The organism is Marinomonas shanghaiensis, assembly GCF_003259175.1.
In the GTDB taxonomy this organism is placed as follows: Bacteria; Pseudomonadota; Gammaproteobacteria; order Pseudomonadales; family Marinomonadaceae; genus Marinomonas; species Marinomonas shanghaiensis.
The window spans coordinates 193,921-219,485 of the sequence record NZ_QGOK01000005.1; the positions used below are offsets into that span (position 1 = coordinate 193,921).

The 25,565-nt window shown below is 45.9% G+C and carries 24 protein-coding genes; 21 read left to right on the forward strand and 3 right to left on the reverse strand.

Annotated features, from left to right (window positions below; all coding sequences use genetic code 11):
• Window positions 1-146 precede the first annotated feature (146 nt).
• The 8 genes from zigA (at window position 147) to DKT73_RS04665 (ending at window position 7,347) form a co-directional block, all read left to right on the forward strand.
• The gene (gene zigA, locus DKT73_RS04630; protein WP_198666541.1) at window positions 147-1,349 is read left to right on the forward strand and encodes a zinc metallochaperone GTPase ZigA; all 1,203 of its coding nucleotides are present in this window, start codon (window positions 147-149) and stop codon (window positions 1,347-1,349) included.
• 122 nt (window positions 1,350-1,471) lie between these two features.
• Entirely contained in the window at window positions 1,472-2,233 is a 762-nt protein-coding gene (locus tag DKT73_RS04635; RefSeq protein ID WP_232827783.1) for a polysaccharide lyase family 20 protein, read from the forward strand.
• 22 nt (window positions 2,234-2,255) lie between these two features.
• Window positions 2,256-2,768: a GNAT family N-acetyltransferase gene (locus tag DKT73_RS04640; RefSeq protein ID WP_111637408.1), complete on the forward strand. Its 513-nt coding sequence runs from the start codon at window positions 2,256-2,258 to the stop codon at window positions 2,766-2,768.
• A gap of 92 nt (window positions 2,769-2,860) precedes the next feature.
• Entirely contained in the window at window positions 2,861-3,706 is an 846-nt protein-coding gene (locus DKT73_RS04645; RefSeq protein ID WP_111637409.1) for an arylamine N-acetyltransferase family protein, read from the forward strand.
• On the forward strand, window positions 3,703-4,677 hold the full coding sequence (locus DKT73_RS04650) for a DMT family transporter (RefSeq protein ID WP_111637410.1): 975 nt from the start codon (window positions 3,703-3,705) through the stop codon (window positions 4,675-4,677). The genes DKT73_RS04645 and DKT73_RS04650 overlap by 4 nt, the downstream gene beginning before the upstream one ends.
• Window positions 4,652-5,245, forward strand: coding sequence for a Crp/Fnr family transcriptional regulator (locus DKT73_RS04655; protein ID WP_111637411.1), 594 nt, complete (start codon window positions 4,652-4,654; stop codon window positions 5,243-5,245). Before DKT73_RS04650 ends, DKT73_RS04655 begins: the two co-directional genes overlap by 26 nt.
• A 335-nt stretch (window positions 5,246-5,580) precedes the next feature.
• Window positions 5,581-6,348 (forward strand): coniferyl-alcohol dehydrogenase, encoded by a 768-nt coding sequence (locus DKT73_RS04660; RefSeq protein ID WP_111637412.1) that lies wholly within the window; start codon window positions 5,581-5,583, stop codon window positions 6,346-6,348.
• Window positions 6,349-6,405: 57 nt separating this feature from the next.
• Window positions 6,406-7,347, forward strand: coding sequence for a SphA family protein (locus DKT73_RS04665; RefSeq protein ID WP_111637413.1), 942 nt, complete (start codon window positions 6,406-6,408; stop codon window positions 7,345-7,347).
• Between the two features lie 80 nt (window positions 7,348-7,427).
• Here the strand turns inward: DKT73_RS04665 and DKT73_RS04670 are convergent, their stop codons facing one another.
• Entirely contained in the window at window positions 7,428-9,209 is a 1,782-nt protein-coding gene (locus DKT73_RS04670; protein WP_111637414.1) for a sigma 54-interacting transcriptional regulator, read from the reverse strand.
• A 309-nt stretch (window positions 9,210-9,518) separates the two neighbouring features.
• On the opposite strand from DKT73_RS04670, the gene DKT73_RS04675 reads away from it, so the two are divergent.
• Window positions 9,519-10,979 carry a benzaldehyde dehydrogenase gene (locus DKT73_RS04675; protein ID WP_111637415.1) on the forward strand — a complete coding sequence of 487 codons (1,461 nt, stop codon included), beginning with the start codon at window positions 9,519-9,521 and terminating at the stop codon, window positions 10,977-10,979.
• A gap of 28 nt (window positions 10,980-11,007) precedes the next feature.
• Here DKT73_RS04675 and DKT73_RS04680 read toward each other — a convergent pair whose 3' ends face one another.
• Window positions 11,008-12,240, reverse strand: a complete 1,233-nt coding sequence (locus tag DKT73_RS04680) for a LysR family transcriptional regulator (RefSeq protein ID WP_111637416.1) — start codon at window positions 12,238-12,240, stop codon at window positions 11,008-11,010.
• A 174-nt stretch (window positions 12,241-12,414) separates the two neighbouring features.
• Here DKT73_RS04680 and ligA point away from each other — a divergent pair, with 174 nt between their 5' ends.
• The 6 genes from ligA (at window position 12,415) to DKT73_RS04710 (ending at window position 17,836) form a co-directional block, all read left to right on the forward strand.
• A complete protein-coding gene (gene ligA / locus DKT73_RS04685) occupies window positions 12,415-12,822 on the forward strand; it encodes a protocatechuate 4,5-dioxygenase subunit alpha (RefSeq protein ID WP_111637417.1) in 408 nt (135 codons plus the stop codon).
• The gene (locus tag DKT73_RS04690; protein ID WP_111637418.1) at window positions 12,822-13,700 is read left to right on the forward strand and encodes a class III extradiol dioxygenase subunit beta; all 879 of its coding nucleotides are present in this window, start codon (window positions 12,822-12,824) and stop codon (window positions 13,698-13,700) included. Before ligA ends, DKT73_RS04690 begins: the two co-directional genes overlap by 1 nt.
• On the forward strand, window positions 13,700-14,872 hold the full coding sequence (locus DKT73_RS20010; protein WP_157959151.1) for an alpha/beta fold hydrolase: 1,173 nt from the start codon (window positions 13,700-13,702) through the stop codon (window positions 14,870-14,872). Before DKT73_RS04690 ends, DKT73_RS20010 begins: the two co-directional genes overlap by 1 nt.
• A gap of 157 nt (window positions 14,873-15,029) precedes the next feature.
• Window positions 15,030-16,010 carry a TRAP transporter substrate-binding protein gene (locus DKT73_RS04700; protein ID WP_111637419.1) on the forward strand — a complete coding sequence of 327 codons (981 nt, stop codon included), beginning with the start codon at window positions 15,030-15,032 and terminating at the stop codon, window positions 16,008-16,010.
• A gap of 3 nt (window positions 16,011-16,013) precedes the next feature.
• Window positions 16,014-16,535 (forward strand): TRAP transporter small permease, encoded by a 522-nt coding sequence (locus DKT73_RS04705; RefSeq protein WP_111637420.1) that lies wholly within the window; start codon window positions 16,014-16,016, stop codon window positions 16,533-16,535.
• Window positions 16,532-17,836 carry a TRAP transporter large permease gene (locus DKT73_RS04710; RefSeq protein ID WP_111637421.1) on the forward strand — a complete coding sequence of 435 codons (1,305 nt, stop codon included), beginning with the start codon at window positions 16,532-16,534 and terminating at the stop codon, window positions 17,834-17,836. Before DKT73_RS04705 ends, DKT73_RS04710 begins: the two co-directional genes overlap by 4 nt.
• An 81-nt stretch (window positions 17,837-17,917) precedes the next feature.
• Here DKT73_RS04710 and DKT73_RS04715 read toward each other — a convergent pair whose 3' ends face one another.
• Window positions 17,918-18,586 (reverse strand): DsbA family oxidoreductase, encoded by a 669-nt coding sequence (locus DKT73_RS04715; RefSeq protein WP_111637422.1) that lies wholly within the window; start codon window positions 18,584-18,586, stop codon window positions 17,918-17,920.
• Between the two features lie 265 nt (window positions 18,587-18,851).
• On the opposite strand from DKT73_RS04715, the gene DKT73_RS04720 reads away from it, so the two are divergent.
• The 6 genes from DKT73_RS04720 to garD all read left to right on the forward strand — a co-directional run bounded on the left by DKT73_RS04720 (window position 18,852) and on the right by garD (window position 25,500).
• Complete coding sequence (locus DKT73_RS04720) at window positions 18,852-19,931, forward strand: lactonase family protein (RefSeq protein ID WP_157959152.1); 1,080 nt, start codon at window positions 18,852-18,854, stop codon at window positions 19,929-19,931.
• 14 nt (window positions 19,932-19,945) lie between these two features.
• Window positions 19,946-20,695 (forward strand): sulfite exporter TauE/SafE family protein, encoded by a 750-nt coding sequence (locus DKT73_RS04725; RefSeq protein WP_111637424.1) that lies wholly within the window; start codon window positions 19,946-19,948, stop codon window positions 20,693-20,695.
• Between the two features lie 159 nt (window positions 20,696-20,854).
• Window positions 20,855-21,904, forward strand: coding sequence for a type 2 periplasmic-binding domain-containing protein (locus DKT73_RS04730; RefSeq protein ID WP_111637425.1), 1,050 nt, complete (start codon window positions 20,855-20,857; stop codon window positions 21,902-21,904).
• Between the two features lie 69 nt (window positions 21,905-21,973).
• Window positions 21,974-22,411: a tripartite tricarboxylate transporter TctB family protein gene (locus DKT73_RS04735; protein ID WP_111637426.1), complete on the forward strand. Its 438-nt coding sequence runs from the start codon at window positions 21,974-21,976 to the stop codon at window positions 22,409-22,411.
• Window positions 22,412-22,429: 18 nt separating this feature from the next.
• A complete protein-coding gene (locus tag DKT73_RS04740) occupies window positions 22,430-23,932 on the forward strand; it encodes a tripartite tricarboxylate transporter permease (protein ID WP_111637427.1) in 1,503 nt (500 codons plus the stop codon).
• Window positions 23,929-25,500, forward strand: coding sequence for a galactarate dehydratase (garD, locus tag DKT73_RS04745; RefSeq protein ID WP_111637428.1), 1,572 nt, complete (start codon window positions 23,929-23,931; stop codon window positions 25,498-25,500). The genes DKT73_RS04740 and garD overlap by 4 nt, the downstream gene beginning before the upstream one ends.
• Window positions 25,501-25,565 lie beyond the last annotated feature (65 nt).

Here is a 25,565-nt window from a genome sequence, read left to right on the forward strand (position 1 = left end):
TTATCAAATTATCGAGATATTTGTTTCAGACTAAATTGTTATGTTATAACATATTGACTTGTTGTAATGAGCGCTCTAAAAGAGCGTTAGTGTCAGACCAGTCAACTACTCCTCATCATGTAGGGCATTATATGAATGAACAGCCAATGAATACTCCACCGAGTAAAAAGCTTCCTGTTACTGTGTTATCTGGTTTTCTGGGGGCGGGTAAAACCACCTTGTTAAACCATATTTTGAATAACCGCGAAGGTCGACGTGTTGCGGTGATCGTGAACGATATGAGTGAGGTCAATATCGATGCGGATCTGATACGAGAGGGCGGGGCAGAGCTTTCTCGTACGGATGAAAAAATGGTCGAAATGAGCAACGGCTGTATTTGCTGCACGTTACGAGAAGACTTGCTGATTGAAGTGGAACGGTTAGCCAAAGAGGGAAAATTTGATCAGTTGGTGATTGAATCAACGGGTATTTCAGAGCCGTTACCTGTTGCGGAAACCTTTACTTTTGAAGGCGAAGACGGCCGCTGTTTGAATGAAGTGGCACAACTCGACACCATGGTGACTGTGGTGGACGCGTTTAATTTTCTTCGTGATTATAGTTCGCACGACGATTTACAAACGCGCGGTGAATCGTTAGGCGAAGAAGACGACCGAACCGTGGTGGATCTATTGATTGAGCAAATCGAATTTTGCGATGTGATGGTCATTAACAAAGTGGACTTGGTGACGGAAGAAGATCGAGATCGATTGATTGCCATTCTGCGCAGCTTGAACCCAAGGGCGAAAATCGAAATTGCTCAGTTTGGTAAGGTGCCATTAGAGCGTGTTTTGCAGACTGGCCTGTTTGATTTTGAACAAGCGTCTTTAGCGCCCGCTTGGCTACAAGAAATTCGCGGAACCCATGTGCCAGAAACCGAGGAATACGGCATCAGCAGTTTTGTCTACAGCGCGCGTAGGCCTTTTCATCCGAGTCGTTTCTATGAGCTGGTGAATCAGGATTGGCCGGGTGTTGTGCGTTCCAAAGGCTATTTTTGGTTAGCATCTGACCCGACCAAAGCGGGTAATTGGTCACAAGCAGGCGCGGCGGCAAGGCACGGTCCTGCCGGATATTGGTGGGTGTCTATTCCCAAGGCTCAGTGGCCACAAGACGCAGAGTCGGTCGAGTGGATCCATGAAAAATGGCATGACAAGGTAGGTGATGCGCGCCAAGAGCTCGTTTTAATCGGTATGAACATGGACGAATCCGCTTTGCGAGCCAACCTCAATGCGTGCTTGTTAACCGATGAAGAAATGGCACTCGGCGCCAATGTTTGGAAGACTTGGACAAACCCTTTTCCCGAATGGGTTTAATCTTGATGCACGCCTTACTTGTTGTAAGGTGTGTTTTCGTGGGGGTTGATGCAGAGTGTAATAACGCCGAATATATCATTTTGATGTAGGCTCATTTGAGCGAAACGTCATAACAGGAGCAAATGATGATTCGATGCTGGGGGTTGTTATTGTCTGCTCTGTTCAGTTTTTGCGTTCAAGCCGATGCTGCTCAGAACACAGTGGATCATGGGGACTTTGGTCCTTTTATGCGTTCGTTAAATAATACGAACTATGGTTATCAAGTTATTCAAGACATTACGGATAGCGCATCAACCAAGCTAATCGAGAAATTCGAGGTGCGTCCAGGAGACTGCTACTGGAATAAAGGCTGGAACGATTGCGAGCAAGATCGCGAACGCAGTGAGTTATCCGAGCAGCAGAAAACGACGTCAGCAGGTAGTGACGCTTGGTACGGTTGGTCGATTTATTTTCCTGACGATTATCCCAATGTTTTTCCAACCAAGGTGGCTCTAGGTCAATTTCATCAAGCCAATTCTCATCCTATCTGGATGTTTCAAAATGGCCGTGGCGGGTATCATCTAGACGATCATATTTCCGGTACTAAGCAATACTACGAGCTGATTAATGAGGCTGATCTGCGAGGTCGGTGGCATAAAATCGAAGTGTATGCTCGCTGGGAAAAAGACGATTCTGGTGTGTTCCAAGTTTGGGTAAACGGCGAGCAAAAAGTCGACTACCAAGGTCCGACGATGGACGCAGACATTGTGTATTTTAAATACGGCGTGTATCGATCTTTTTTATCGCGATACAAACAAACCAAGCAGTCAAACGTCGTACCGCCGCAAATTGTCTATTACAGCAATGTGAAGCGTGGTAAAAATAGAGCATCGCTTCAGCCTTAGAGTATTGCCATTGGGAGATAACATGAGCGTTCAAATTCGTCCTGCTGTCATTGATGATTTACCTGCGTTAACCGATCTTTATAATCACTACATAGTGAATACGGCGACGACTTTTGATATAGAGCCGTACACGTTAGAGGGTCGATCGGTTTGGTTTTCGCAGTTTGCACCAACAGGTCGGTATCGATTGTTGGTGGCGGAACAAGACGGCGAGATCCTTGGCTACGCTTGCAGCGGTCAATTCAAACCCAAACGCGCCTATGAAACCTCGGTGGAAGTCAGCATTTATCTAAAACCTGAGACAAAAGGCCGAGGCTTGGGAACCGCTTTATACATCGAGTTGTTCGAGCTATTGGAAACAGAAGACGTACATCGCGCTTACGCGGGCATCACTTTACCCAACGAAGCCTCCCGCATTATCCATGAAAAATTCGGCTTTGAATCCGTTGGGGTTTATCTTGAAGTTGGCCGAAAATTTGGTCAATACTGGGACGTGGAATGGTTCGAGAAAGAAGTGGGGGGGCTTAGAAAATAACAATGACTTATTAACCTAGGTTAATTCCTTCTCTTCTGTGCTCCTGTAAGCTTAATGGTATTCCGTATTGATTGAGTATTAGGGAGCGCAGTATGTCGTTATCATCCAGTCTACAAAATTATCTATCTGACCTCGGTTTGGTCGTACCTGAGCCATTGAATATTGAGTTTGTGCAGGCGTTGCAAGAACGACATGTGGCGCGTTATAGCTTTAATAGTTTGGCGGTGGTGTTGGGCGAAGAGATTTCTTTGGAGCTTGATGCGATCAGTCAGAAAATAGTGACGCGAGGTTTGGGTGGGTATTGTTTTGAACACAACAAGCTAACGTTTGAGCTTTTAAAAGCCTTGGGTTATGACGTGCAGCTTAAGTTGGCAAGAGTACTGAATAACAACTTCGAGCGTGAAGCGGGCAGAACCCATCGTGTGACCTTGTTGACGCTAGAAGGTGTGAGTTATTTAGTGGATACCGGCTTTGGTGGCAATGGGCCGATTGCGCCCTTGCGGTTAGATAGCAATACGCAGCAAGTGGCGGGTTTAGACCGCTATCGTTTGTTGGCAAAAGGTAAGGGTGAATACGATTTGCAGGTGATGAAGGGGGAAGATTATTTTACCCTTTATCGTTTTGATCATGCGGATTACACGGATGCGGATTGTGCGCTGGGGCATTTTTATTCTCATAAAAACCCTAACGCGGTGTTTCTGAAGAACCTAATGGTGACTTTGAAGCAAAAAGATCAAACCATGGCGCTGGTGAATGCAGAGTTAATCATTCGAAATCGCCAAGGCGAGAAAAAGCGCATGATTGAAACCCCCGAGTTACTTAACGATATTTTGATCACTGAGTTTGATATTGTTCTTGATCCAGCGCTGGTCGAGCATTTGTTTATTCGCTTTTTGGCGCCAATCTTGGCGGTGGATGAAGTCGGGACACGTTCATGAGCTCGCTATTTACCTTGTTATTGTGGGCTTGGTTGATGGCGTCTTCTTTTATCATCTCGGGTCATATGGTGGCATACGCCAGTCCGATTGCTACGTCAGCGTTGCGCTTTTTGTTGGCGATGTTGATGATGTTGCCTGCGCTATGGTTCAGTTGGCAGCGTGCTAAGTTAAATAAAACCGAGCAGTTTCGAGCCTTGTTCGCTTCGCGTCAGCGGCTTTTTCATTATGTGGTGATAAGCGGTGCGCTGGTGGGCTTTTTTATTGGTTTGTTTGTCGCGTTGCAGTCGACTACGCCGTTGAATACCTCTGTGTTATATACCTTGGTTCCCTTGATGGGTGTGATGATAACGAGGGTGTGGCTTAAAGAAATGGCGCCTTTATGGCGAGTGGTTGGTTTTGTGCTGGGGTCTATTGGGGCGATGACAGTGTTATTTTCTACACAAGACTCTTCTACACAAGACTTTCCTATTCAGGGAGGCGACGGATTTCAGTGGCATTCCGGCGATTATATTTTTGTTGGGGCATGTTTCTTATTGGCCTTGCATGTGGTGTCCGTTCAAAAGTGGGGGCGTTCATTAGGTGCTTTGTCTGGCGCTTTTATGATTATGCTGTTTGGCTCGCTTTGGTTGCTGCCTATCGCGTTGATTTGGGGAGAGCTTGATCAGGTGCAGTGGGCGTCGCAAGGTTTTTGGCTGAATATCTTGTATCTAACTGTGTTTACTACCTTGTTTACCTTTGTGTTGCAGCAGCGTTTGGTGATGACGGTTGGGGCGAGTCGGCTGCTTGCGATATCTTATACTATACCGGTTTGGGTGGCGTTATTTACGGCGCTGACACAATCGCGTCTACTGAGTTTGGTGGACTGGCCTTTTGTTGCTGGCATAGTACTGTTAGGTGTCGCGCTGTTTCTTATTGATGGTAACTTGCATAAGGTGAAAATTGCTGATGGATCGAATTCAACTGCAAAATAGTTTCGAAGCGTATTTTAACGAATGGGGCTACGAGATTGATTGGCAAAGACTGACGGTGCCAATGGATGTGCATGTGATTCGCAAAGGGGATTATCTCTTTAGACAAGGCGATGCCGCGAATCGTTTGTATTTTTTGCATTCTGGGTTAGTGCGTTATGTCAGTGTGTCTGATGAGGGTAAAGAGTTCACACAAACCTTTGCAAAGAGCCCGAGAATCATTGGTTCGACCAAGGCGATGGTAACAGGATCGACTGTTTTATTCGGTATCCAAGCGTTGGAAGATTGCATGGTGTCTTCTTACCCTTGGCAGGCTTTTTATGCCCAAATGCGTCATGATATTGGCTTTTTAGAGTGTTACGCTAAATTTTTAGAGCGCATTTTCATGACGAAAGAAGAGCGCGAGAATGCTTTTGTAAAGCATTCGGCAGAACGGCGTTATCTCGATTTTTGTATGACTTATCCTGAGCTGAAAAACACCATACCACAGCAGCAAATCGCCTCTTACATTGGTATTACGCCGGTGGCATTGAGTCGAATTCGACAAAAATTGAAGTTAGGTCATCGTTGAATGCGGGTTCTTGAAATAATCAATTTTTAGTCATTTGTTATTTCGTCATTTCATCATTTGGTAAAGTGAATACATGTGCTTGTGTATGACTTTATTCCCCTTTGTCTTTTTTAAAAACATAAAAATAATTTATAGATCAATGTCTTAAATTATTTTTAAGCCTTTATTTTCGTGCTTTTTATATTTGGGCATGCTCCATGCAATTCCCCTTGTTGTGAGAAATAACCTATTTAGCTCACCTTACCTATCTGACTGGGCTCCCCTCTCTGTCAAATAGACGTGGTGTCTACTTAGTGACGGCTTACCGTTTCATAAAAAAAATAAGGAGAAACACTATGATGTTAGCGAATAAAACCCTTTTAATTACCGGCGTATCCTCTGGTATCGGTGCGGATGTTGCTAGGCTTGCTCGTTTTCACGGGGCACGAGTGATCGGCATTGATCGTAATCAGCCTAGCATGACATTGGATGATTTCATTCAAGTGGATTTAGGTAATCCTACGGCGATTGATGCCGCTCTGGCGGCTTTACCTGAAAAAATCGACGCCTTGTGTAACATTGCGGGTGTGCCTGGCACTGCAGATGTGGAGCTAGTAGGCCGAGTAAATTATTTAGGATTACGCCATTTAACCGAAGCACTAATACCGAGATTCAACAAGAATGCTAGCATCGTGAATGTGGCTTCTGTGTTGGGCATTGAATGGCCTCAGCGTTTAGAAAAACACAAAGCACTGGCTGACACTTCGTATTTTGAAGAAGGTGTGGCTTGGTTAAAGAAAAATCCCGTCCCTCAAGAAACCTGTTACCAATATTTCAAAGAAGCCTTGATTGTTTGGTCTACTCAGCAAGCCTTTACCTGGTTCCGTGATCATGGTGTACGTATGAATTGCGTGGCTCCGGGTCCTGTTTTTACGCCCATTTTAGGCGATTTTGTGTCCATGTTGGGTGAGGAAAGAGTTCAAAAAGACGCCGCAAGAATGGTTCGCCCCGCTTATTCCGATGAAGTGGCTGAGGTGATTGGTTTTCTTTGTTCCGATGCCTCTCGTTGGGTGTGTGGTGTCAATATTCCGGTCGATGGCGGTTTGGCTTCAACCTATCTGTAAGTACGTAATTTTATCCATGTCTTAAAAATATAAAACAACAATAAAAAGGTATTTGTCATGACAGTATTAAAACGCGCTTGTACTTGTGCGCTGTTAACCCTACCTGTTACAGCAATGGCGTATGATTTGCCCGGTGTTAACTTAGGTGGCACCAGTTTTTATGATGGGGCTCCAGGTCCGCAAGGGCCGGGTTGGTATCTTATCGAGTATTTGCAATATCTCTCATCCGATACGCTGAATGATGGTAATGGTGATCCGCTTTCTTTGCCAAGACAAGATATAGATTTATTTATTCCTTTGACTCAGATTATTTATGAGCCAGAGGAGCATTTCACTGAAAATACTCGATTGGGTTATACCCTGCTTCTACCTTGGATGGCGAAACAAGACGTGGATGATGGTTTAAATAATGCAGCAATAAGTGCGCAGAGTGGTATTGGCGATATCATTTTGGGGGCTTTTTTACAGTTTGATCCCGTTATGGGAGAAAATGGCCCGCGTTATTCTCAGCGTATTGAGTTGGACGTCACTTTGCCGACTGGCGAGTATGATGCGGGCAATGCCATTAATCCGGGCAGCAATGCCTTTAATATTAACCCTTATTACTCTTTAACTTACTGGTTAACCCCACGTTGGACAGCGTCTACGCGTATTTCCTATTTATGGAATGGTAAAAATGATGACCCTTCAACGGCGCTTAACGCCAAAAACGACAGCCAAGCAGGTCAGGCCTTGCATGCTAACTTTGCCAGTGCGTATGTACTGACAGACAACTTAAGTGTTGGATTGAATGGTTACTGGTTGAATCAAATTACCGACACCAAAGTGGATGGTAAAGACGTAAAAGGACGCAGAGAGAAAGTATGGGCTGTGGGGCCAGGTCTTGTTTATAAGCTAGATCAAGAGAACTCTGTTTTTGCGAATATGTACTTTGAGCAAGATGCCGAGAACCGTTCTGAAGGTAATCGCTTTGTGTTGAGGTTCAATCACCATTTTTAATGGATTTGAAAAGAACACTTAAGAATAGTTTTATCACCTTTTCCCCGTGATGTGTGGTCCATCACGGGGCTTTTTACGCGCTATTCCTCTGTGTTGTTTTGTTTGCTTTTCTTAAGACGATACGCCAATTGTGGTCTGCTTAGACCGACTCGTCTGGCGGCTTCAGATAAGTTGCCTTGCGCATTGTCTACCGCTTCTTGTAAAAGGTTGCGTTCTAGCATTTCAATATCGATAGAATCCTTTGTGCCCACGAATTGAGAAATGTGTTCCAGCAACGAGCTGGTAGGCTCTGTCTTTGTCTTTGAATGGCTCAAATTTCCTTGGTCATTGACCGAATAAATAATCTCATCCGGAATAAATTCATTTCTGAAAAGATGATGAAGATCAATGGGTTCGCCTTCTTCTGAAGAAATCACGCCACGCTCCATTAGGTTTTGTAACTCACGAATATTGCCCGGAAACGCATAGTTAAAAAGAGCACGGCGTGCTGTTTGCGTCATACCCGAAGGGGATTTAGAGTGTAACGCACAGAAGTGGTGGTAGAAGTGATTAATCAATAAAGGAATATCTGCTTTACGCTCTCTTAATGGTGGTAAATGAATAGGGAATACGTTCAAACGGAAAAACAAGTCTTCACGAAATTCGCCTCTCTCGACGGCTTTACGTAGGTCCACATTCGTCGCTGCGATGACTCTGACGTTCACTTTGATGGGGGAAATGCCACCCACTCTTTCTATTTCTCTTTCTTGTAAGGCTCGCAGTAATTTACTTTGTCCTGCTAAGTTCAGGTTACCGATCTCATCAAGAAAAAGGGTGCCGCCATTGGCTCTTTCAAAACGTCCTGGACGGCTCATAGTGGCGCCAGTGAAGGCGCCTTTTTCGACACCAAATAACTCGGATTCCATGAGATTTTCGGGAATGGCCGCACAGTTAAAGGCCAAAAACGGGCCTGTTTGACGACTAAACTTATGCAGCATACTGGCAAAAAGTTCCTTGCCGACGCCGGATTCTCCTGTGAAAAGCACGGTGGCATTGGTCGGGGCCACTTTTTTTAATGAATGTGTGGCAGCGGTAAAGGCAGCTGAAACACCGATCATCCGAAGTTGATCTTCTGGCGAACTGGGCTCCATTTCATTGAGCTTAGGATCTGCTTGTGTTGTATTTTCTATCTCGTTGGCAGTTACGTTCAGAAAGCGAATATCCTCTCGGATATCGCCCCACAGTTCGGCGGATTTGCCAATAACACGACAAACAGCATGTCCCATAGATTGGCATTCTACTTCGCGGAAAATCACCAAAGAACCCACGAGACCAGAGACATAACCAATGGCGTAGCCCAGTTCCATCCAGCATGCCGGTGAGCTGCCAATGCCGTAGGCGGCAATATGTTCTTCGTCTTCACTGCTGTGATGCCATAGAAATTCGCCGTCATACAGGCCTTTTTCGGTATCGAATTCAAAATGAATGGTTTCGACTTTTACAACCCCTTCCAGACCGTGGAGATGAGTGCCAGCGGTAAATATGGATGGGGGATCAGAGTCTGGCCAGCGGTTACGAATGAGATCGGCATCGCGCATGCCAGATAAGTAGCCAGTACGAGTCAAAATATCACGAGCTTTATCTAAACCGAGAGAATCAATGAGCTCTCTGCGCAGCAACCCAAAGGATGAACTATGGATAAGCAACATGCGTTGATCTTCTAGCCAAATACGACCATCACCAGGAGAGAAAAATAGACATTCTGTCAGATCATCTACGGTAGGGGAGTTGTGACCATCGAGTTCGCGCGAGCTGCCTTTGAGCAGTATTTTGGTATTTTCTTTTGCCATATCGGCCAATGAGATGCGGTGCAAGTTTGTCATTATTATTTTTCCTCTTTCACCTAATTGATGAAATGGTTAACTGCTTTTTCTTTAGTTTTGATTAAATTTAACGATATCGTCAAGTCTGTTGATTGAATTTTATCCGTCACTATCCGTTATGTTTTTGTCCTTTTATAATTAATTATTTATATATCAATAGATTGGGTGTTGTTTTTATTTTGATAGAAACAGAAACAACATATCGGCATAGGTATTGCTCTGCTTTCTCCATCCGCTACGTTTGAATCTTGAATAGACAAGAAGAGTGACAGAGGCGGAAATCTAATAAAAATAAACAGGAGAACACAGATGACGATATCCGTACTTGAATCGAAAAAATGGTCAGGGAATTTTTTTACAGGCGACTGGGTTCAGGCCTCGAATACACAAGAGGTCATTGAGCCAGCGACAGGCAATGTTTTGAGTCATGTGGCCATTGCTTCAGCCAATGATGTTTATCTGGCTTGTCAGCAGGCGGCGAAGGCTCAAAAAGAGTGGCTAAAAGTCCCTCCTAGAGACAAAGCGACGTTATTTCACAAAGCCGCTGCTTTTATGCAGGACAATTTTGATGAACTGGCCTTATACGTCGCCCGTGAAACGGGCGGTATTATTCCTAAAGGCCAGCATGAAATAAAAGAAGCCATCCTGATTTTGCAATTAGCGGCCAATATGACCCTAGAGCCAAACGGCTTGACCTTGCCTTCTGTGCCAGAAAGAATGTCTTACGCAACACGCAAACCTATTGGTGTCATTGGTGTTATTTCTCCGTTTAACTTTCCATTAATTCTGTCTATTCGTTCCATTGCCCCCGCGTTGGCAACAGGTAATGCGGTGGTGACCAAACCCGACCCACAAACGCCTGTAACCGGCGGTTTTATTCTTGCTCTTGCCTTGGAAGCGGCAGGCTTTCCCAAGGGGATTTTTCAAGTATTGCCTGGCGCGGTAGAGGCGGGTGAAGCTTTGTGCGCAGCGCCAGAAATTGGCATGGTGGCCTTTACTGGCTCGACCGCAGCGGGCCGAAAAGTGGGTGAAGCGTGTGGCCGTAACTTGAAAAAAGTCTCTCTTGAATTAGGCGGTAAGAGCTCGTTGATTATTTTAGAGGACGCTGATTTAGATGTGGCGGCCAGTAATATTGCCTGGGGTGCGTATTTCCACCAAGGTCAAATTTGCATGGCGTCAGGGCGCATTCTCGTTCAAGCAAGCATTGCGGCAGCATTGACGGCAAAAGTCGTTGAAAAAGCCCAACACCTACCTGTAGGGGATCCTGTTTCTGGAACTGTGGCCTTGGGGCCCTTGATTAATCAGCGTCAACTTGAAAAAGTGCATGCCATCGTGCAAGACACTGTAGCGGCTGGCGCTAGGTTAGAAGCGGGCGGAACATATGACGGGCCTTTCTATGCCCCAACGGTATTGAGTAATGTCAAACCCGGTATGCGTTCGTTTGATGAAGAGATCTTTGGTCCAGTGGTGAATATTGTCACCTTTGAAAGCGATGCCGAAGCCGTTGAAATGGCGAATAACACCCAATATGGCCTAGCGGGTGCGGTGATCTCGAACGACCTTTCTCGTGCGCAACGCATTGGTGCTCAGTTGCATGTTGGTTTACTGCACATCAATGATCAAACCGTGAACGATGAATGCATCAACCCATTTGGTGGTTGTGGCGCTTCGGGCAATGGCAGCGCGGTGTGTGGCCCTGCGGATTGGGATCTTTATACCCATTGGCAATGGGTAACGGTGAAACAATCTGCTACGCCTTATCCTTTCTAATTAAACAGATAGTAAAGCCCTACATTCATCATGTGGGGCTATTTTCTTTACTTATTTGCTTGTTGCTAATCGCCAATGTCAGTTCTTCAATAAAGACCTTGATAAGAGTCGATTGTCGTTCTCTGTGCAGTGTGATGCCCAGTGTGCATTGCGGGTTGGGTAGGCGAATGGGGACTTGCTTTAAGCGGGGGTTGAGTTGCTTGATGTTCCAGTCATCGTAGAAAAGAAGTGCAATGGCATCGCTGTGAATGACCAGTTCCTCTGACGAGGCAAAGGTGAGCATTTCGAGGGCTTGAATCGGCGGTTTGTTGTCGATGCTATGAAATAAGCTTTCGAAATAATCCCGAATGGGGGTGCCGTGGCGCGCGACAATCCAGCGTTCATTGGTTAAATCATTGAGGGTTTTAGCATAACCATGAACTGGGTGATCGGCTCTGGCGATCAACGCATATTGCACCTCTAGCAAAGGTAATTCTATTAAGTCTGGGTGAATTGGGCCTTTGCGCATGAGTCCTAAAAAACAGTCTATTTCGCCTTGTCTTAACGCATTGGCAAGCATGTGATAAGGGCCTTGCATGGCTTGTAAACGAATGCCTGAGTGTTTCTTAAAGATAGAAGCAAACGCGATGGGAACGATGTCTTGGCAGGAAAAGGACAACATGCCGACAGACAATCTTCCGGTTAATTCGTTGGGCTGTGACTGTAGTGTGTGGGGAAGCGATTGAGCGATAGGCGCTATTCTCAGGAACAACGAAGCGAGTTGTTTGGCGGCAGTTTGTGGTATCAGACCATGGCGCGCTCGTGAGAAGAGCGGCTGCTGTATCATATTTTCGCTTTCTTTTAAGGTTTTGCTGACCGCGGGTTGAGTCATGTTAAGAGTTTGCGCGGCCAGTGAGGCGCTGCCCATTCTGACCACGGCTTCTATCGTCATAAGATGCCGCCATTCCACATAGGACTTTAGCTTCAATAGCGGTCTCACATCGCATTGCAAATGGCGTTCGGTATCGGCAATGGCTTGCAATAGGCGGTTGCATGATGAAATAACCACTTCGCCTTCTGCCGTGGGTTCTGCGCCACTCCAGCCACGAGTAAAAAGACTGATTTGCAGTGCGTGTTCTGCTTGTGAAAGGGCGCGAGAAACACTGGATTGGCTTAGGTTTAGCGATAAGCTGGCGTCTTTCTCTGTGCCTTTTTTCATGATCTCGGTAATCACCCTGCATTGTTTGAGCGTGAGAGGAAAAGCTGCAATGGGATTGATCATGGTGTTTTTTCTCGTAATGCCGAGGATGAAATAGGCGTAATTTTAGATATAACCAAATTTTAAGTCATATTTTTAAATATGCATATGCCATTTTTGTTTTTCCCGTATACCTTATTCATTCAACCAGTGTCGTGTGATGGTCACTCTGGCTTTTCGATTTAAGGTAAGAAGCACATGAATAATAACAATAAGCCTTACAGTAACATTCCTGGTACGACTGTATTCGACGGGGATATGGCACGAATAGGCTTCCATCTTAATCAATTTTGTATGTCGCTTATGCAGGCATCGAATCGTGATGCTTTTCGGCAAGATGAGCGCGGTTATGTAGACCAATGGCCAATGACAGAAGCGCAAAAAAAGGCCGTGTTGGCGCGTGATTTCACACAGTTAATTGCCTTGGGTGGCAATATTTATTATCTCGTTAAACTCAGTTCCAGCGATGGACTTAGTGTTGCGGCGGCCGTTTCTACCATGACGAACTTATCCCCTGAAGATTATATGGCAATGATGCGCAATGGCGGTCGTTCGCCAGACGGTAATCGTTATGTCGAGAATGACAAACCTAAGGAGAAGCCATAATGGCAAAGATCACTGCAGGATTAGGCACTTCTCACATTCCCTTGCTTGGCCACATTATTGATAAGGGTGAGAGCCATACTGAAAAGTGGGCGCCGATTTTTGATGGTTTCCAGTTCACCAAACAATGGATTAAAAAGCAAAAACCAGACGTGGTGATCTTGGTGTACAACGACCATGCGACGGCGTTTGATATGAAGATTATTCCGACCTTTGCCATTGGTTGTGGCGAAGAATATCACCCAGCCGATGAAGGGTATGGCGCACGCCCCGTTCCGACGGTAAAAGGCGCGCCGAAACTGGCGTGGCACATTACCGAGTCTTTGATCAAGCAAGGTTTTGACATGACCATTGTGAATGAGATGGATGTGGATCATGGCCTTACCGTGCCGCTGTCTATGGTGTTTGGAGAAGTAGAAGAATGGCCATGCCAAGTAATTCCTTTGGCAGTGAATACCGTGGTGTATCCCGCGCCAACGGGTGAGCGGTGTCTCGCTTTAGGTAAAGCCATTCGCGCTGCGGTTGAGCAATTTCCAGAAGATCTTAACGTACAAGTGTGGGGAACGGGTGGCATGAGTCATCAGCTGCTTGGCGAACGCGCTGGCCTAATCAACCGAGAATGGGATCTGGCTTTTATGGACGATTTGCAAAGCGACTACGACAAGCTGGCGGCGATATCCCAAGTGGAGTATATCCGCGAGTCGGGGACAGAAGGCAGTGAAATGGTGATGTGGTTGATCATGCGCGGTGCCCTAAATCACGATGTGACAGAGATTCATCGCCACTATTATGTGCCGGTATCTAACACGGCGTTAGGGCATCTTATTTATGAAAATGCCGACATCGCAGCGGATCTTAAAACAGCAGAGGATGTGGCGTAATGGCGGGGTTTACCACTAAACCAACACTGGTTTGCTTGGCGGGTTTGTTGTGTGATCAGCGGATTTGGAAAAACATCGCCACTCAATTAGAAAAAGAGGCTGATGTTAAGATTATAAGCTTCGCAGGCTTTGATGATTTAACCGCTATGGCACAGCATGTTTTATCAAGCATAGAGGGCGACTTTGCCTTAGCAGGGCACTCTATGGGAGGACGCGTAGCGCTGGAAATCTATCGCCTTGCGCCGCAACGCGTCACGCATTTAGCATTATTAAATACGGGTGTTCATCCTAAATCTGACAAAGAAATTCCGGGGCGCATGCGTTTAATCGATGTCGCGACCACGAGTGGCATGTCTGCCTTGGCTGAGCAATGGTTGACTCCCATGATGTCCCCCAAAGGGCGGAATAATGAAGAGCTGATGGCGACCCTAAGGCAAATGGTGGAGTCTTACTCGCTTGAGGATTTTAAAAAACAAATACATGCGCTGATTCATCGACCTAATGCCGAGGCACAGCTTGCGCAGATTTCGGTACCCACTCTGTTGCTGTCTGGGGCAGAAGACACTTGGAGCCCTGTTGATCAGCACAAAGAGATGCAAGATAACATCAGTGGCAGTGAGTTGGTCGTGATAGAGGACGCAGGACACATGGCCCCAGTGGAAGAGCCAACAAAGGTGGCTCAGGCATTGAAACGCTGGTTACAAACAAATCGCCGAGTGAAAAATGATCAAACAATAGAAAACATCTTGATTGAATGGCAGTGTCAGAAACGCGTCACACATTCTATTAATTTATTGGATCAAGGGCGATGGCAGGAATTGGCAGACTGTTATACCGAGGATGGTGTTCTATTCCGTCCGAGTGCACCGACAGAGAAAATTGAAGGACGTGAGGCCATTTTAGCGTCTTTTACCGCGCGTCCGGCAAAAGAGACCTGTCATGTTTTGGCGAATCAAGAAACCCAAATTATCCATGCAGAGCACGCTATTGTGACATCGCGCGTGGTGTTGTTCGCTGCGAATAAAAAAGCAGAAAGTCTTGAAAGCATGGTGCAAGCCAATGCGGATGTGTTTATCGGTCGTTTTGTGGATGAATTGAAACGGGTGCAAGGTGAATGGCTTATTGCCAAAAGACAAGGTTCGATTGAACTACACTACAAAGGCGCTGAATAAAAAACATTGCACGGTTGGGTAATGGGCTAATGGCTCATGCTTGAGAATATTGAACACAGAATTTTCTATTAAATCAGGGCGTTCCGTTGAGTCGGTTTGTTCGTTACAAAAATAACAAAGCCTCCAGAGGCAAAAAAGTAGCATTGGGAGAAAAGATATGAAATTCAATACATTGGTGTTAGCAGCTTCTGCAACGATAGCATTATCCAGCCAAGTGTCGGCACAAGAATTAAAGTTTGCCAGTTTTACCCCACCCTTTCATACCATCAATTCGTCGGTCATTGAAAAGCTCAATACCGATCTTTCTGCGGCTACCGATGGCAAATTAACCGTGCGCGGATATCACGGCGGTGAATTAGGCGCTGGCCCTGCCGAGCAATATGTGCGCGTGTTACAAGGCGCTGCGGATATGTCTTGGGGCTTACCAGGTTATACCTCGTCACAGTTTGGTAAAACCATGATCGCCGAGCTTCCCGGCGCAATACCTGAAGATATGCCTGGTTATGAAGCGTTATGGCGCGCCTACGATAAACACTTAAGCCAAGAGTTTCCGGGCACCAAACCATTAGCCTTGTGGACTTCTGAACCTAATATTTTCATCATGCGCAATAAGCTAATCCGAACACCTGCAGATCTTGCTGGGCTTAAAATTCGAGTTGCGGGAACAACCGCAGCCGAGGTCGCCAAGGCATTAGGCGCCACCCCCGTGCAAATGCCAGCGAGCCAAATTTATAACGCCATGCAAACAGGCTTAATCGATGGCGTTATCACTGGAGCTTCGACGTTAACGGATTTCAAACTGGATGAAGTGGCCGACGCCTTGACGATAGGCGCGCCATTAGGGCGTTTGACTTTTTATACGGTATTAAACCGTGGCGTCTATGATGGTCTTAGTAAGGAAGAAAAAGCGGCTGTCGATGCTGCCAGTGGCGCTGGACTCTCTAAGAGCGCCGAAGACGCCTGGATGAAAACGGCCACAGAAGCACTTGAGATTGCTCAAAATGACAAAGCGAATACCATTATTGAGTTAACCGATGCCGAAAAAGCGGCCTTTGCGCAAGCTGTGTCAGGTGTGATTCAGTCCTATGTCAAAAGTGTCGATGGCGCGGCTACGCTTGACGCCATGCAAGGCAAGTAACTTATGCTTAATGCAACACGTAAACTGGCGGACGGGCTCATTGCCCTGTCCGCAGCGGTGGGCGCTTTGGGGCTGATATTAGAAGTTTTGATTTTATTGGCTGATGTGGTTGGTCGTGCCTTTGGCGCGCCAATTTACGGCTCGCAAGACATGATTACGATGACCATGGTGATGGTTGTGTTTGGGGCGATGGCGTTGTGTGATCGCCAAGGAGGGCACATCTCTGTGGACCTTTTTGAAGGCAGTTATCCCGCATGGCTTAATCGTATTATTGATATTTTTTCAGCCCTATTAGGTGCGGTTATCTTTTTTGGTATTGCTTATGCCGTTAATGAAAGCGCTAAAATTTCCATTATGTTGAATCTATCAACCAATCTTTTGCGATTGCCTAAGGCTTGGTTTCAGAATGGCTTGTCTATTTTGGCTGTGTTCACGGCGGCGGGAATGGCGCTACGCGCGATAGAATTGACCTTGTCAGGTCGTGACATTCGTAAAGTAGGCGCGGATACAGGAGGCACAGCATGAGCCCCGCAATGATGGGTACTATTGGCATCTTGGTGATGTTTGTTTTGTTGGTGCTGCGGGTGCCGGTGGCATTTGCTATGTTTTCGGTGGGTTTTGTTGGCATCACCATACTGGATAGCAGTCGATCCGCGCTGAGTTTGCTGGCATCGGAAACGTTTACCTTGGCGTCGTCGCCTGAGCTGGTGGTTATTCCCTTGTTTATACTGATGGGGAATGTCGCTTCCGAGACGGGCATGAGTCGAAAACTGTACGATGCGGCCTACGCTATTATTGGCCAGTTCCGTGGCGGACTGGCCTCGGCGACGGTCATTGGTTGTGGTGGTTTTGCCGCCTTGTCTGGCTCGTCTGTGGCCTCTGCCCTCACCATGGGCAAGGTGGCGTTGGGACAGATGGACCGCTTTAAATACAACACCCGTTTGTCTACGGGAGTGGTCGCTGCAGGCGGTACCTTGGGCATTTTGATTCCACCGTCCACGGGGTTTGTTATTTATGCCATTCTTACGGAACAAAGTATCGGACGTTTGTTTTTAGCGGGTGTTTTGCCAGGCATCATGCTGCTGCTTTTGTTTATCTTTGTGATCATGCTAATTTGTTGGTTTCGTCCTGAATTTGGTCCAGCAGGGCCTGCGACAAGTTGGCGTAATAAAGGCAAAGCGCTCTTGGGGGCTGGGCCGATCATTGCGGTGATTTTATTGTCCATAGGTGGAATTTACAGTGGGTTATTTTCGCCCGTTGAAGCCTCTGCTGTTGGGGCGGGTATCGTGATATTGGTGGGCTTAATCACACGTGTTTTGTCTTTAAACGCACTCTGGCGTGCCGCTCGTGATGCCGTGGTAACAACCGCTACCGTGATGTTGATATTGATTGCCGCTCATCTGATTAACCCATTTATGGCGCTCAGCCACATTCCTGCCGCTGTTGGCGAATTGTTGTCGGGACTGGGGTTGGGAGTGACGGGAACACTGATTCTTATTTTGGCGATTTACCTTATTTTGGGCTGTTTTTTGGAAGGGTTTGCTATGTTGGTACTGACCTTGCCAATCTTCTTTCCTATTATTATGGCGCTTGGGATCGATCCTATTTGGTTTGGTGTGCTGACCGTCTTGACGCTTGAAATGGGGTTAATCTCACCGCCTGTGGGCATCAATGTTTTCATTGTAAAATCGGTCGCACCGAACGTGGAATTAGGTGATATTTTTCGTGGTGTGCTGCCTTTTTGGTTGATGATGGTACTGGCTGTTGCCTTACTGATTCTTTTCCCACAAATTGTGTTGTTTCTTCCGAATACCATGTTTGGTTGAGTGTTTATCACTGCAGAATAAAAATGCCCATGTTATGGGGTCACTTCACACATGGGCATTTTTTGAGCAGAAAAAACAGTGCTAAGCCAGCGTTTGCTCTGTTTTTACTTTCTCTAGCACTTCTTCAATTGCGCTTTTAAATACTTCTGCGGGCTGTCCACCTGAGATGGCGTAGGCGTTATTGATAATAACGGTTGGGACAGACGTGATGCCGTTTTGTTGCCAGACTTTTTCTTGTTGGCGAACGTCGTCCGCAAAGTGATTATTTTCCAAAATACCCTTTGCTGCAGCGGGATCAAGGTTCACGCTGGCCGCAAGGTTAGCGAGTATGGTGTGGTTGCTGATGTCTTGATTGTGGGTAAAATGCGCCTTGAATAAAGCGGTTTTGAGTTCCGCTTGTTTGCCTTCCAAGTGTGCCCAATGCAATAAACGATGGGCATCAAATGAATTGCGCATGCGACTTTCAGGTGTAAAGTTAAACTCGAATCCGACTTCTTTGCCACGAGCTTGAATCATGGCGCGGTTTTGTTCAGATTGAGCTTTGTTGATGCCATATTTTTCGGTGATATGTTCGTCTAAATTTTGACCTTCTAGCGGCATCTTAGGATTAAGTTCAAACGGCTGAAAAGTCACGGTCGCGTCGACTGTGTCGTTTAGCTGTTCTAGTGCTTGGTTAAGGTTTCCCAAACCGACTACACACCAAGGGCACATAACGTCGGAGATAAATTGAATATCCAATGGTTCTTTCATGGTATTTTCCATCTTTAAAGTGAAAAGCAAAACTTAAAAAGTTCGTATTAGAAAAAGAGATTGGGGCAGCGTGGTGAATTAAAAGAGAAGCCGTAAAATAGTGCGGATCGTTGCTCATAATTTACACAGTATTGAGTGAGTCGACAGGATATAGACTCAAGCAAACGCTACTAAACGTTAGTTGTTGTTTTAATTGTTGTATGGTGTCATACATTAACGCCATTTTATGGGTGATATGATTCACGGATGCAATAGGATAAAAAGAATGTCTCAGCATAACAAAGCCCGTCAGTATGTGTACGTGTCCAATGCCAAAGATGGCACCATTGCCAGATATTTATTAGATGATCATCAGCGTAAACTCGTTTTTCTTGGGCGCACACCCGCGGGTGATAATGTGATGCCTTTGGCCGTGAGCCCTGATAAATCGCATTTGTACGCAGCCATTCGTTCAGAACCTTTTCATGTGGTGTCGTATCGCATTGATTCTGAAACAGGGGATTTGTTAGTAGAAGGTACAGCCAGTTTGCCGGTGAGTATGGCCAACATAGATACGGATAAATCAGGACGTTTTCTTCTTGCTGCTTCCTATGGTGGCCATTTAATCAGTGTGAGTCCGATGAATGAGCAAGGCGTGGTGACGGCCGATGCTCAGCAAGTATTGCCCAGTGGTCGCAATGCCCATGCTATCCATACCAGTCCCGATAATCATTTTGTCTTCTCCACCAGTTTGGGTGACGACGAGATTCGACAATATCGATTTGATGAGCAAAGTGGGCATCTCACACCGAATATACCAGCTGCAGTGAAAACCGAGCAATATGCCGGCCCTAGGCATTTTGTATTTTCTAAAAATGGTCAATACGTTTACGTTTTAGGCGAGTTATCAGGTACGGTAACCACCTATGCTCTTGATGCCAAGACTGGGTTATTAACCCTTAAAGGCGTAAGCGAAGGGGTTCCAGCGAAAGTCTTGCCATTAGAGAACGGCGTGCCGCCCTTTATGACAGCCGATAATGATCACCCTAAAATATGGACAGCAGACATGCATGCGTCCGCCGATGGTCGCTTCTTGTATTTGTCGGAAAGAACCACAAGCACCATGGTCATACTGTCGATTGACCCCATGACCGGGCTGCCAAGTTATCAAGATACAACGCAAGTTGAACAGCAGCCACGAGGTTTTGCCCTCAGTGCCGATGGTCGTTTCATGGTGGTATCAGGTGAAAAAGACATGAATGTCGGCCTGTATGCTGTCGATGCCCAGTCGGGTGCACTGACGAAAATAGATACAGCGCCAGTCGGTATCGGGGCAAACTGGGTTGAAGTCGTTTCTCTGTCATAAAAAGGTGTTTGTTCATGTATGACATTTCAATAGTGTTGCTGTTAGTTTTTGTGCTCGCGAGCTATGTACAGAGTGTTACTGGTTTTGCTTTTGGCTTAATCGTGATGAGTGTTGCGGGTTTATTTTCTTTAGCGCCTTTAGAAGTTGTGGCGTTTTCTGTGAGCGCTTTGAGTTTAGTCAATGCAACAACGGGTTTATATGGCGGCGTATGGCGACAGGTAAATACGAAGAATCTTATTGTCTATTTTATTGCGAGCTTACCTGCAATTGCGTTAGGAGTGTATTTACTCGGTTATTTTGGTGATAGCTCTTTACATTGGTTACAGCTCTTATTGGGAGTGACCATTATTTTGGCGTGTGTATTGAGTTTAATAAAACCGAAAGTGGGTGAGAAACCGTCCCGTCCGTGGGTGTATTTTGTATTTGGTGGCTTATCTGGAATTCTAGGAGGACTGTTTGCCACGTCAGGACCTCCAATTTCGTATTTGATGTATCGCCAGCCTGTTTCTATTAGTGTGATACGTGCAACTTTGCTTAGTGTTTTCTTTGTTTCTTGTTTGCTGAGAATTATCATTATGGCCGTAGGAGGGCAGATTACTACGCCGATGATTTTGTTGAGTGTGGTCGGTTTTCCTTGTGTCTTGATAACGTCACTATTCGCGAAGCGTTATCCACCTAATATTTCCACTCAGGTGATTAAACGCATAGCGCTGTTTCTATTACTGCTATCTGGAGTGAGCCTGACTCTAAAAGCGTTGTTTTGATTGTTAACATATCTTGCTTATTCCCTCTGAGTTTTTTAGCCATAAAAAAAATCCAATTCTGAGTTGAAATGTTAGTTGTATGATGTATGATGTTTTTAGCTCCTTCATGGGGTCATAAAAATACGTCCTAACTACAAAAACAACGATAGGAATACGGTTATGAAAAAATTGTTTCAGAGCTCTAGCCTTGTATTGATGGCAGCTTGTGCCTTAGCTCCGGTAGCGGCTTACGCGGCTGATAATCCAATTCGAGGCAATATTCGTGTGGTGATTGGCTCTACATCTACGGGGGGGGATACTTATCAGGCAGCGGCTATTATTACTGAAGCGTTAGCCAAGAAAATCGATACAAATATTAAGGTCGATGCGGTTGGTTTCTCAGCCGGTTATCAGGCGCTTGAGCGAGTGCCAAGCGGTAATACCTTGATGATTTTTCATGACCAAGCCTATCTTGGTTATTTATATGGACAAAAAGGTTACGAAGATCCGTTTGCAAAATGGAATATTGGGCCGTCTTTTGCCATCAATCCAGGCAACGGTTATTTAGTGTCAAAAAATTCGCCATACAAGAACATGGATGAAATTCTTAATGCGGCAGGCAATGGCAAAACTGTGCGCGTTGCCATTCAGCCAGGTGGAGTATCTGAAATCGGTTATACCGCGATGAAGAACGCGGTGCGTTTAGCTTATCCAGGTCAAGAAGACAATTTGGTGGCGCTGAACACAGGTTCTCAGTCTGACAAAAACCAAGCGTTGTTCGATGGTCTAGCCGATGTCATTAATGGCAGTGTGCAGGCAAACGAGCAGTACACTCGTTTACCTGCAGATGATCAAAAAGCCATGGATTTTGTCTGGTTAACGGCAAAGGCGTCGACGATTGGTCAAGCCAATCCAAATGGCATGGGGGAAACTTCTCGTGATCAGTTGATGCAATATGCGTCTGGTCTTGGGGTAAATATTCCCATGGATGCCGATAGCGATTTTACCTTCGATAAAGAGTTTTTCTTCTTATATAACAAACGTATGTCGCCTGAAGCCATCAAGTTTTTAGATAATGCCTTGGCTGAAGTGTTTGCCGATGGTGAAGTGCAAGAAACCCTCAAAAAGTCTTTTTTTATCCCAAACTTCCGAACCTCTGCTGAAGCTCAGCAGCACTTAAAAGCGAAAAGTGACAGCTACGCGAAGATTATTAATAGTCTGCATAAATAATCTTCTTAGATTGGCGTCGTAGGCATTGCGAGCCTGCGACGCTATGGTATCTCGCGTGTGAGGGTCAATATGTTTGATTGGTTTATATCGTTGAATTCCGTGACGATCGATTTTGATACGTCTCATCAGTTCTTTCCTCGAATTATCATGACGCTGTTGCTGGTGTTAGGGAGCTTGATTCTTCTTGCTAACATTCGTCCTGTCTGGCGAGCAATTCGTTCTGGTCGTTATCAGTTTTTTGTGCGTAATGCGGATTTCTTCCGCTTGCTGGTAACCCTAGTGCTGATTCCTGTGTATTTCTGGTCGATGGATGCGATAGGTGAAGTGCTGCCCAATATGGGATTGGGCTTTTTGTTGGCGTCGATTCCTTTTGTGTTTCTGATGTCGATGCTTTATTGCCATGAAAGAACTCGCCGGAATATCACCATCATTACTGCCAATGCTGTGATTGCGCCTACTGTCGTATGGGGCGTGCTTTACCATCTTTTCCTTGTGTCTATGCCTTAGCTATCAGGAGTAAATGTTATGGAGTTTTTAGAATTACTCTCGCCGGCTTTTTTCTTGTTAGCCGCCGCAGGGGCGATTATTGGTATTGTTTTTGGGGCCATCCCTGGAATGACCGCAACCATGGCGGTCGCGGTTTGCTTACCATTGACCTATACATTGGGGTTGCAAGAAGGCTTGGCTTTGTTGCTGGGTTTGTATGTCGGTGGTATTTCGGGAGGGTTGGTGCCTGCCATATTGCTCAATATCCCAGGAACCCCTTCGTCTATCACGACTACCTTTGATGGCTACCCAATGGCGCAGCGAGGAGAAGCTGAACGCGCCTTAAAAATATGCATTGTGGCGTCTTTGGTCGGCGGTATTTTTAGTGCCTTGGTGTTGTTTTTCTTTGCGCCTGTGTTGGCGGATTTTGCCATTAAGTTTTCCTATGTTGAAAAGTTCTTAATGATTTTCTTTGCTCTGACGGTGATTGCTTCTTTATCGAAAAATATTGTCATGGGGGTGTTTAGCGGTTTATTGGGAGTTTTGCTCAGTTTAATCGGTTCTTACGATGTGTCTGATGGTGGTAATGGTGAGTATCGATTGATGCTGCCGTTTATGGAACCTTATCTTGCCTTCGGTTTTTCCCTGTTGCCTGTTCTGATCGGTTTGTTTGGAATATCGACCATCATAGAAGAAGCGGAAAAGGGGGCAAAAGAATCGTCCCAAGAAGATAAAGTGAATTTAACAAAAGGTAAGCCATTTCGCTTCTCTGTTTTCAAAGGGCAAGTGGGCAACTTATTACGTTCTTCATCGATTGGTACCTTTATTGGGATGTTGCCGGGCATAGGGGGCAGTGCGGCATCGATTTTGGCCTATACCCAACAAAAAAATCTCTCCAAACAGCCGCACAAAATGGGCACAGGTGAGCCTGAAGGATTGGTGGCGTCAGAGTCTGCCAATAACGGTTTGACGGGGGGCGCTTTAATACCGTTATTGTCTCTAGGGATTCCAGGTGACAGCACCACGGCCGTATTGATCGGTGCGTTTACCTTGCAAGGGTTGCAAGTCGGTCCTTTGTTCATCGGGGAAAACATCGACACATGGTATTCCATGATAACGGCCTTGATGTTTGCCAATGTGGTGATGTTTGTCGTGATGTTTTATGCCATTCGCTACATCGCTAAGGTGGTGTTGATCCCTAAGTTTATTCTTTATCCCATCATAGTAATGATGTGTACCGTCGGAGCGTACGCCATTAATTACGGCATTATGTTTGATGTCTGGACTTTGTTTATTTTTGGTGTGGCGGGTTGGATTTTTACCAAGATTGGCATTGAAGTGGCGCCGTTGGTGATTGGTTTTATTTTGGGTGGCAGTGCGGAAGTGTATTTTGTGAAGAGTTTAGAGTCCTACGGAGAATACACCGTATTGTTTACTAAAAGCCCGATTGCCATGGTGCTTTGGGGATTGATTGTCTTGTCTATTGTTGTCTCATTCATGATACATAAAAAAAGCAAGCAGCATTCAGGGGAGAGTAAATGAGTTCATCTTATGTGTTAATCAAAATTCATGACAATGACAATGTTGCGATCATCTTGAATCAAGGTGGTGCGCCAGCTGGTGCCGAGTTAGACAATGGATTGGTGCTAAAAGAGGCGGTACCACAAGGTCACAAAGTGTCTTTGCAGGCAATAAAAGCAGGTGAAAAGATCATTCGTTACAACGAAGTGATTGGCTATGCGGATAAAGATTTGGACGCTGGATGCTGGGTGTCTGAGCAAGTGGTGCGGATGCCGACGCCACCAAACCTTGACGAGTTGCCGTTGGCGACTCGAGAAAAGCCTAAATTTGAACCATTAGAGGGTTATACCTTTGACGGTTATAAAAATGCCGATGGTTCTGCTGGCACAAAAAACCTTTTGGGTATCAGTACCAGTGTGCAGTGTGTGGCCGGTATCACAGACTATGTGGTCAAGCTGATCAAGCAGACTTTGCTGCCAAAATACCCGAACGTGGATGGTGTGGTGGCTCTGAACCATTCCTATGGTTGTGGCGTGGCGATTAATGCTCCCGGCGCGATCGTGCCAATTCGGACTTTGCAAAATATGGCGAAGAACCCCAATTTTGGTGGCGAAATCATGGTGATTGGTTTGGGCTGTGAAAAACTACAGCCTCATCGTTTGCTTGAGATTGATGATTCGCAAGCAGTGAATATTCTGCCTAATTCTGCGGCGGCGAAACGACTTGAAGACAGCATCGTGAGTTTGCAAGACGAATCACATCACGGTTTTCAAGATATGGTCGACCATATTATGGATATGGCCGAAGAGCATCTTAAACGCTTAAATTTACGTCGTCGTGAGCCTTGTCCTATTTCTGAGCTGGTTGTTGGGATGCAGTGCGGTGGCAGTGATGCGTTTTCTGGTATTACCGCAAACCCTGCTGTGGGTTATGCCTCGGATCTGATTGTGCGTGCGGGTGGGTCGGTGATGTTTTCAGAAGTCACCGAAGTACGTGACGCGATTCATTTGTTAACACCAAGAGCTGAAACGGTAGAAGTTGGCAAAGCTTTGCTGCGCGAGATGCAGTGGTACGACGATTATCTCAATCAGGGTCAAGCGGACCGCAGTGCGAACACCACACCAGGCAATAAAAAAGGCGGTTTGAATAATATTGTAGAGAAGTCATTGGGATCGATTACCAAGTCTGGTAATAGCCCAATTGTGGATGTGTTAAGTCCTGGAGAGCGCATTCGCAAGCGTGGTTTGAATTTTGCCGCGACACCCGCCAGTGACTTTATATGCGGCACGCTTCAGTTTGCCTCTGGTATGAATGTGCAAGTTTTTACCACAGGGCGAGGAACACCTTACGGCTTAGAAGTGGCGCCTGTGATTAAAGTGTCGACCAATAGTTCATTAGGGAATCGCTGGCATGATTTGATCGACATGGATGCTGGGCGCATGGCAACCAAGGAAATCACTTTAGAAGAAGCGGGCTGGGAGTTGTTTCATCTGATATTGGATGTGGCAAGCGGACGCAAACAAGTGGCGGCTGACCGTTTAGGGTTGCATAACGATCTAGTGCTGTTTAACCCAGCCCCTGTGACTTAAGCCGATACTATTATAAAAGCAAATTTGGCTTGTAATTCGTCTTTTTAGTTGTATGATGTATTACA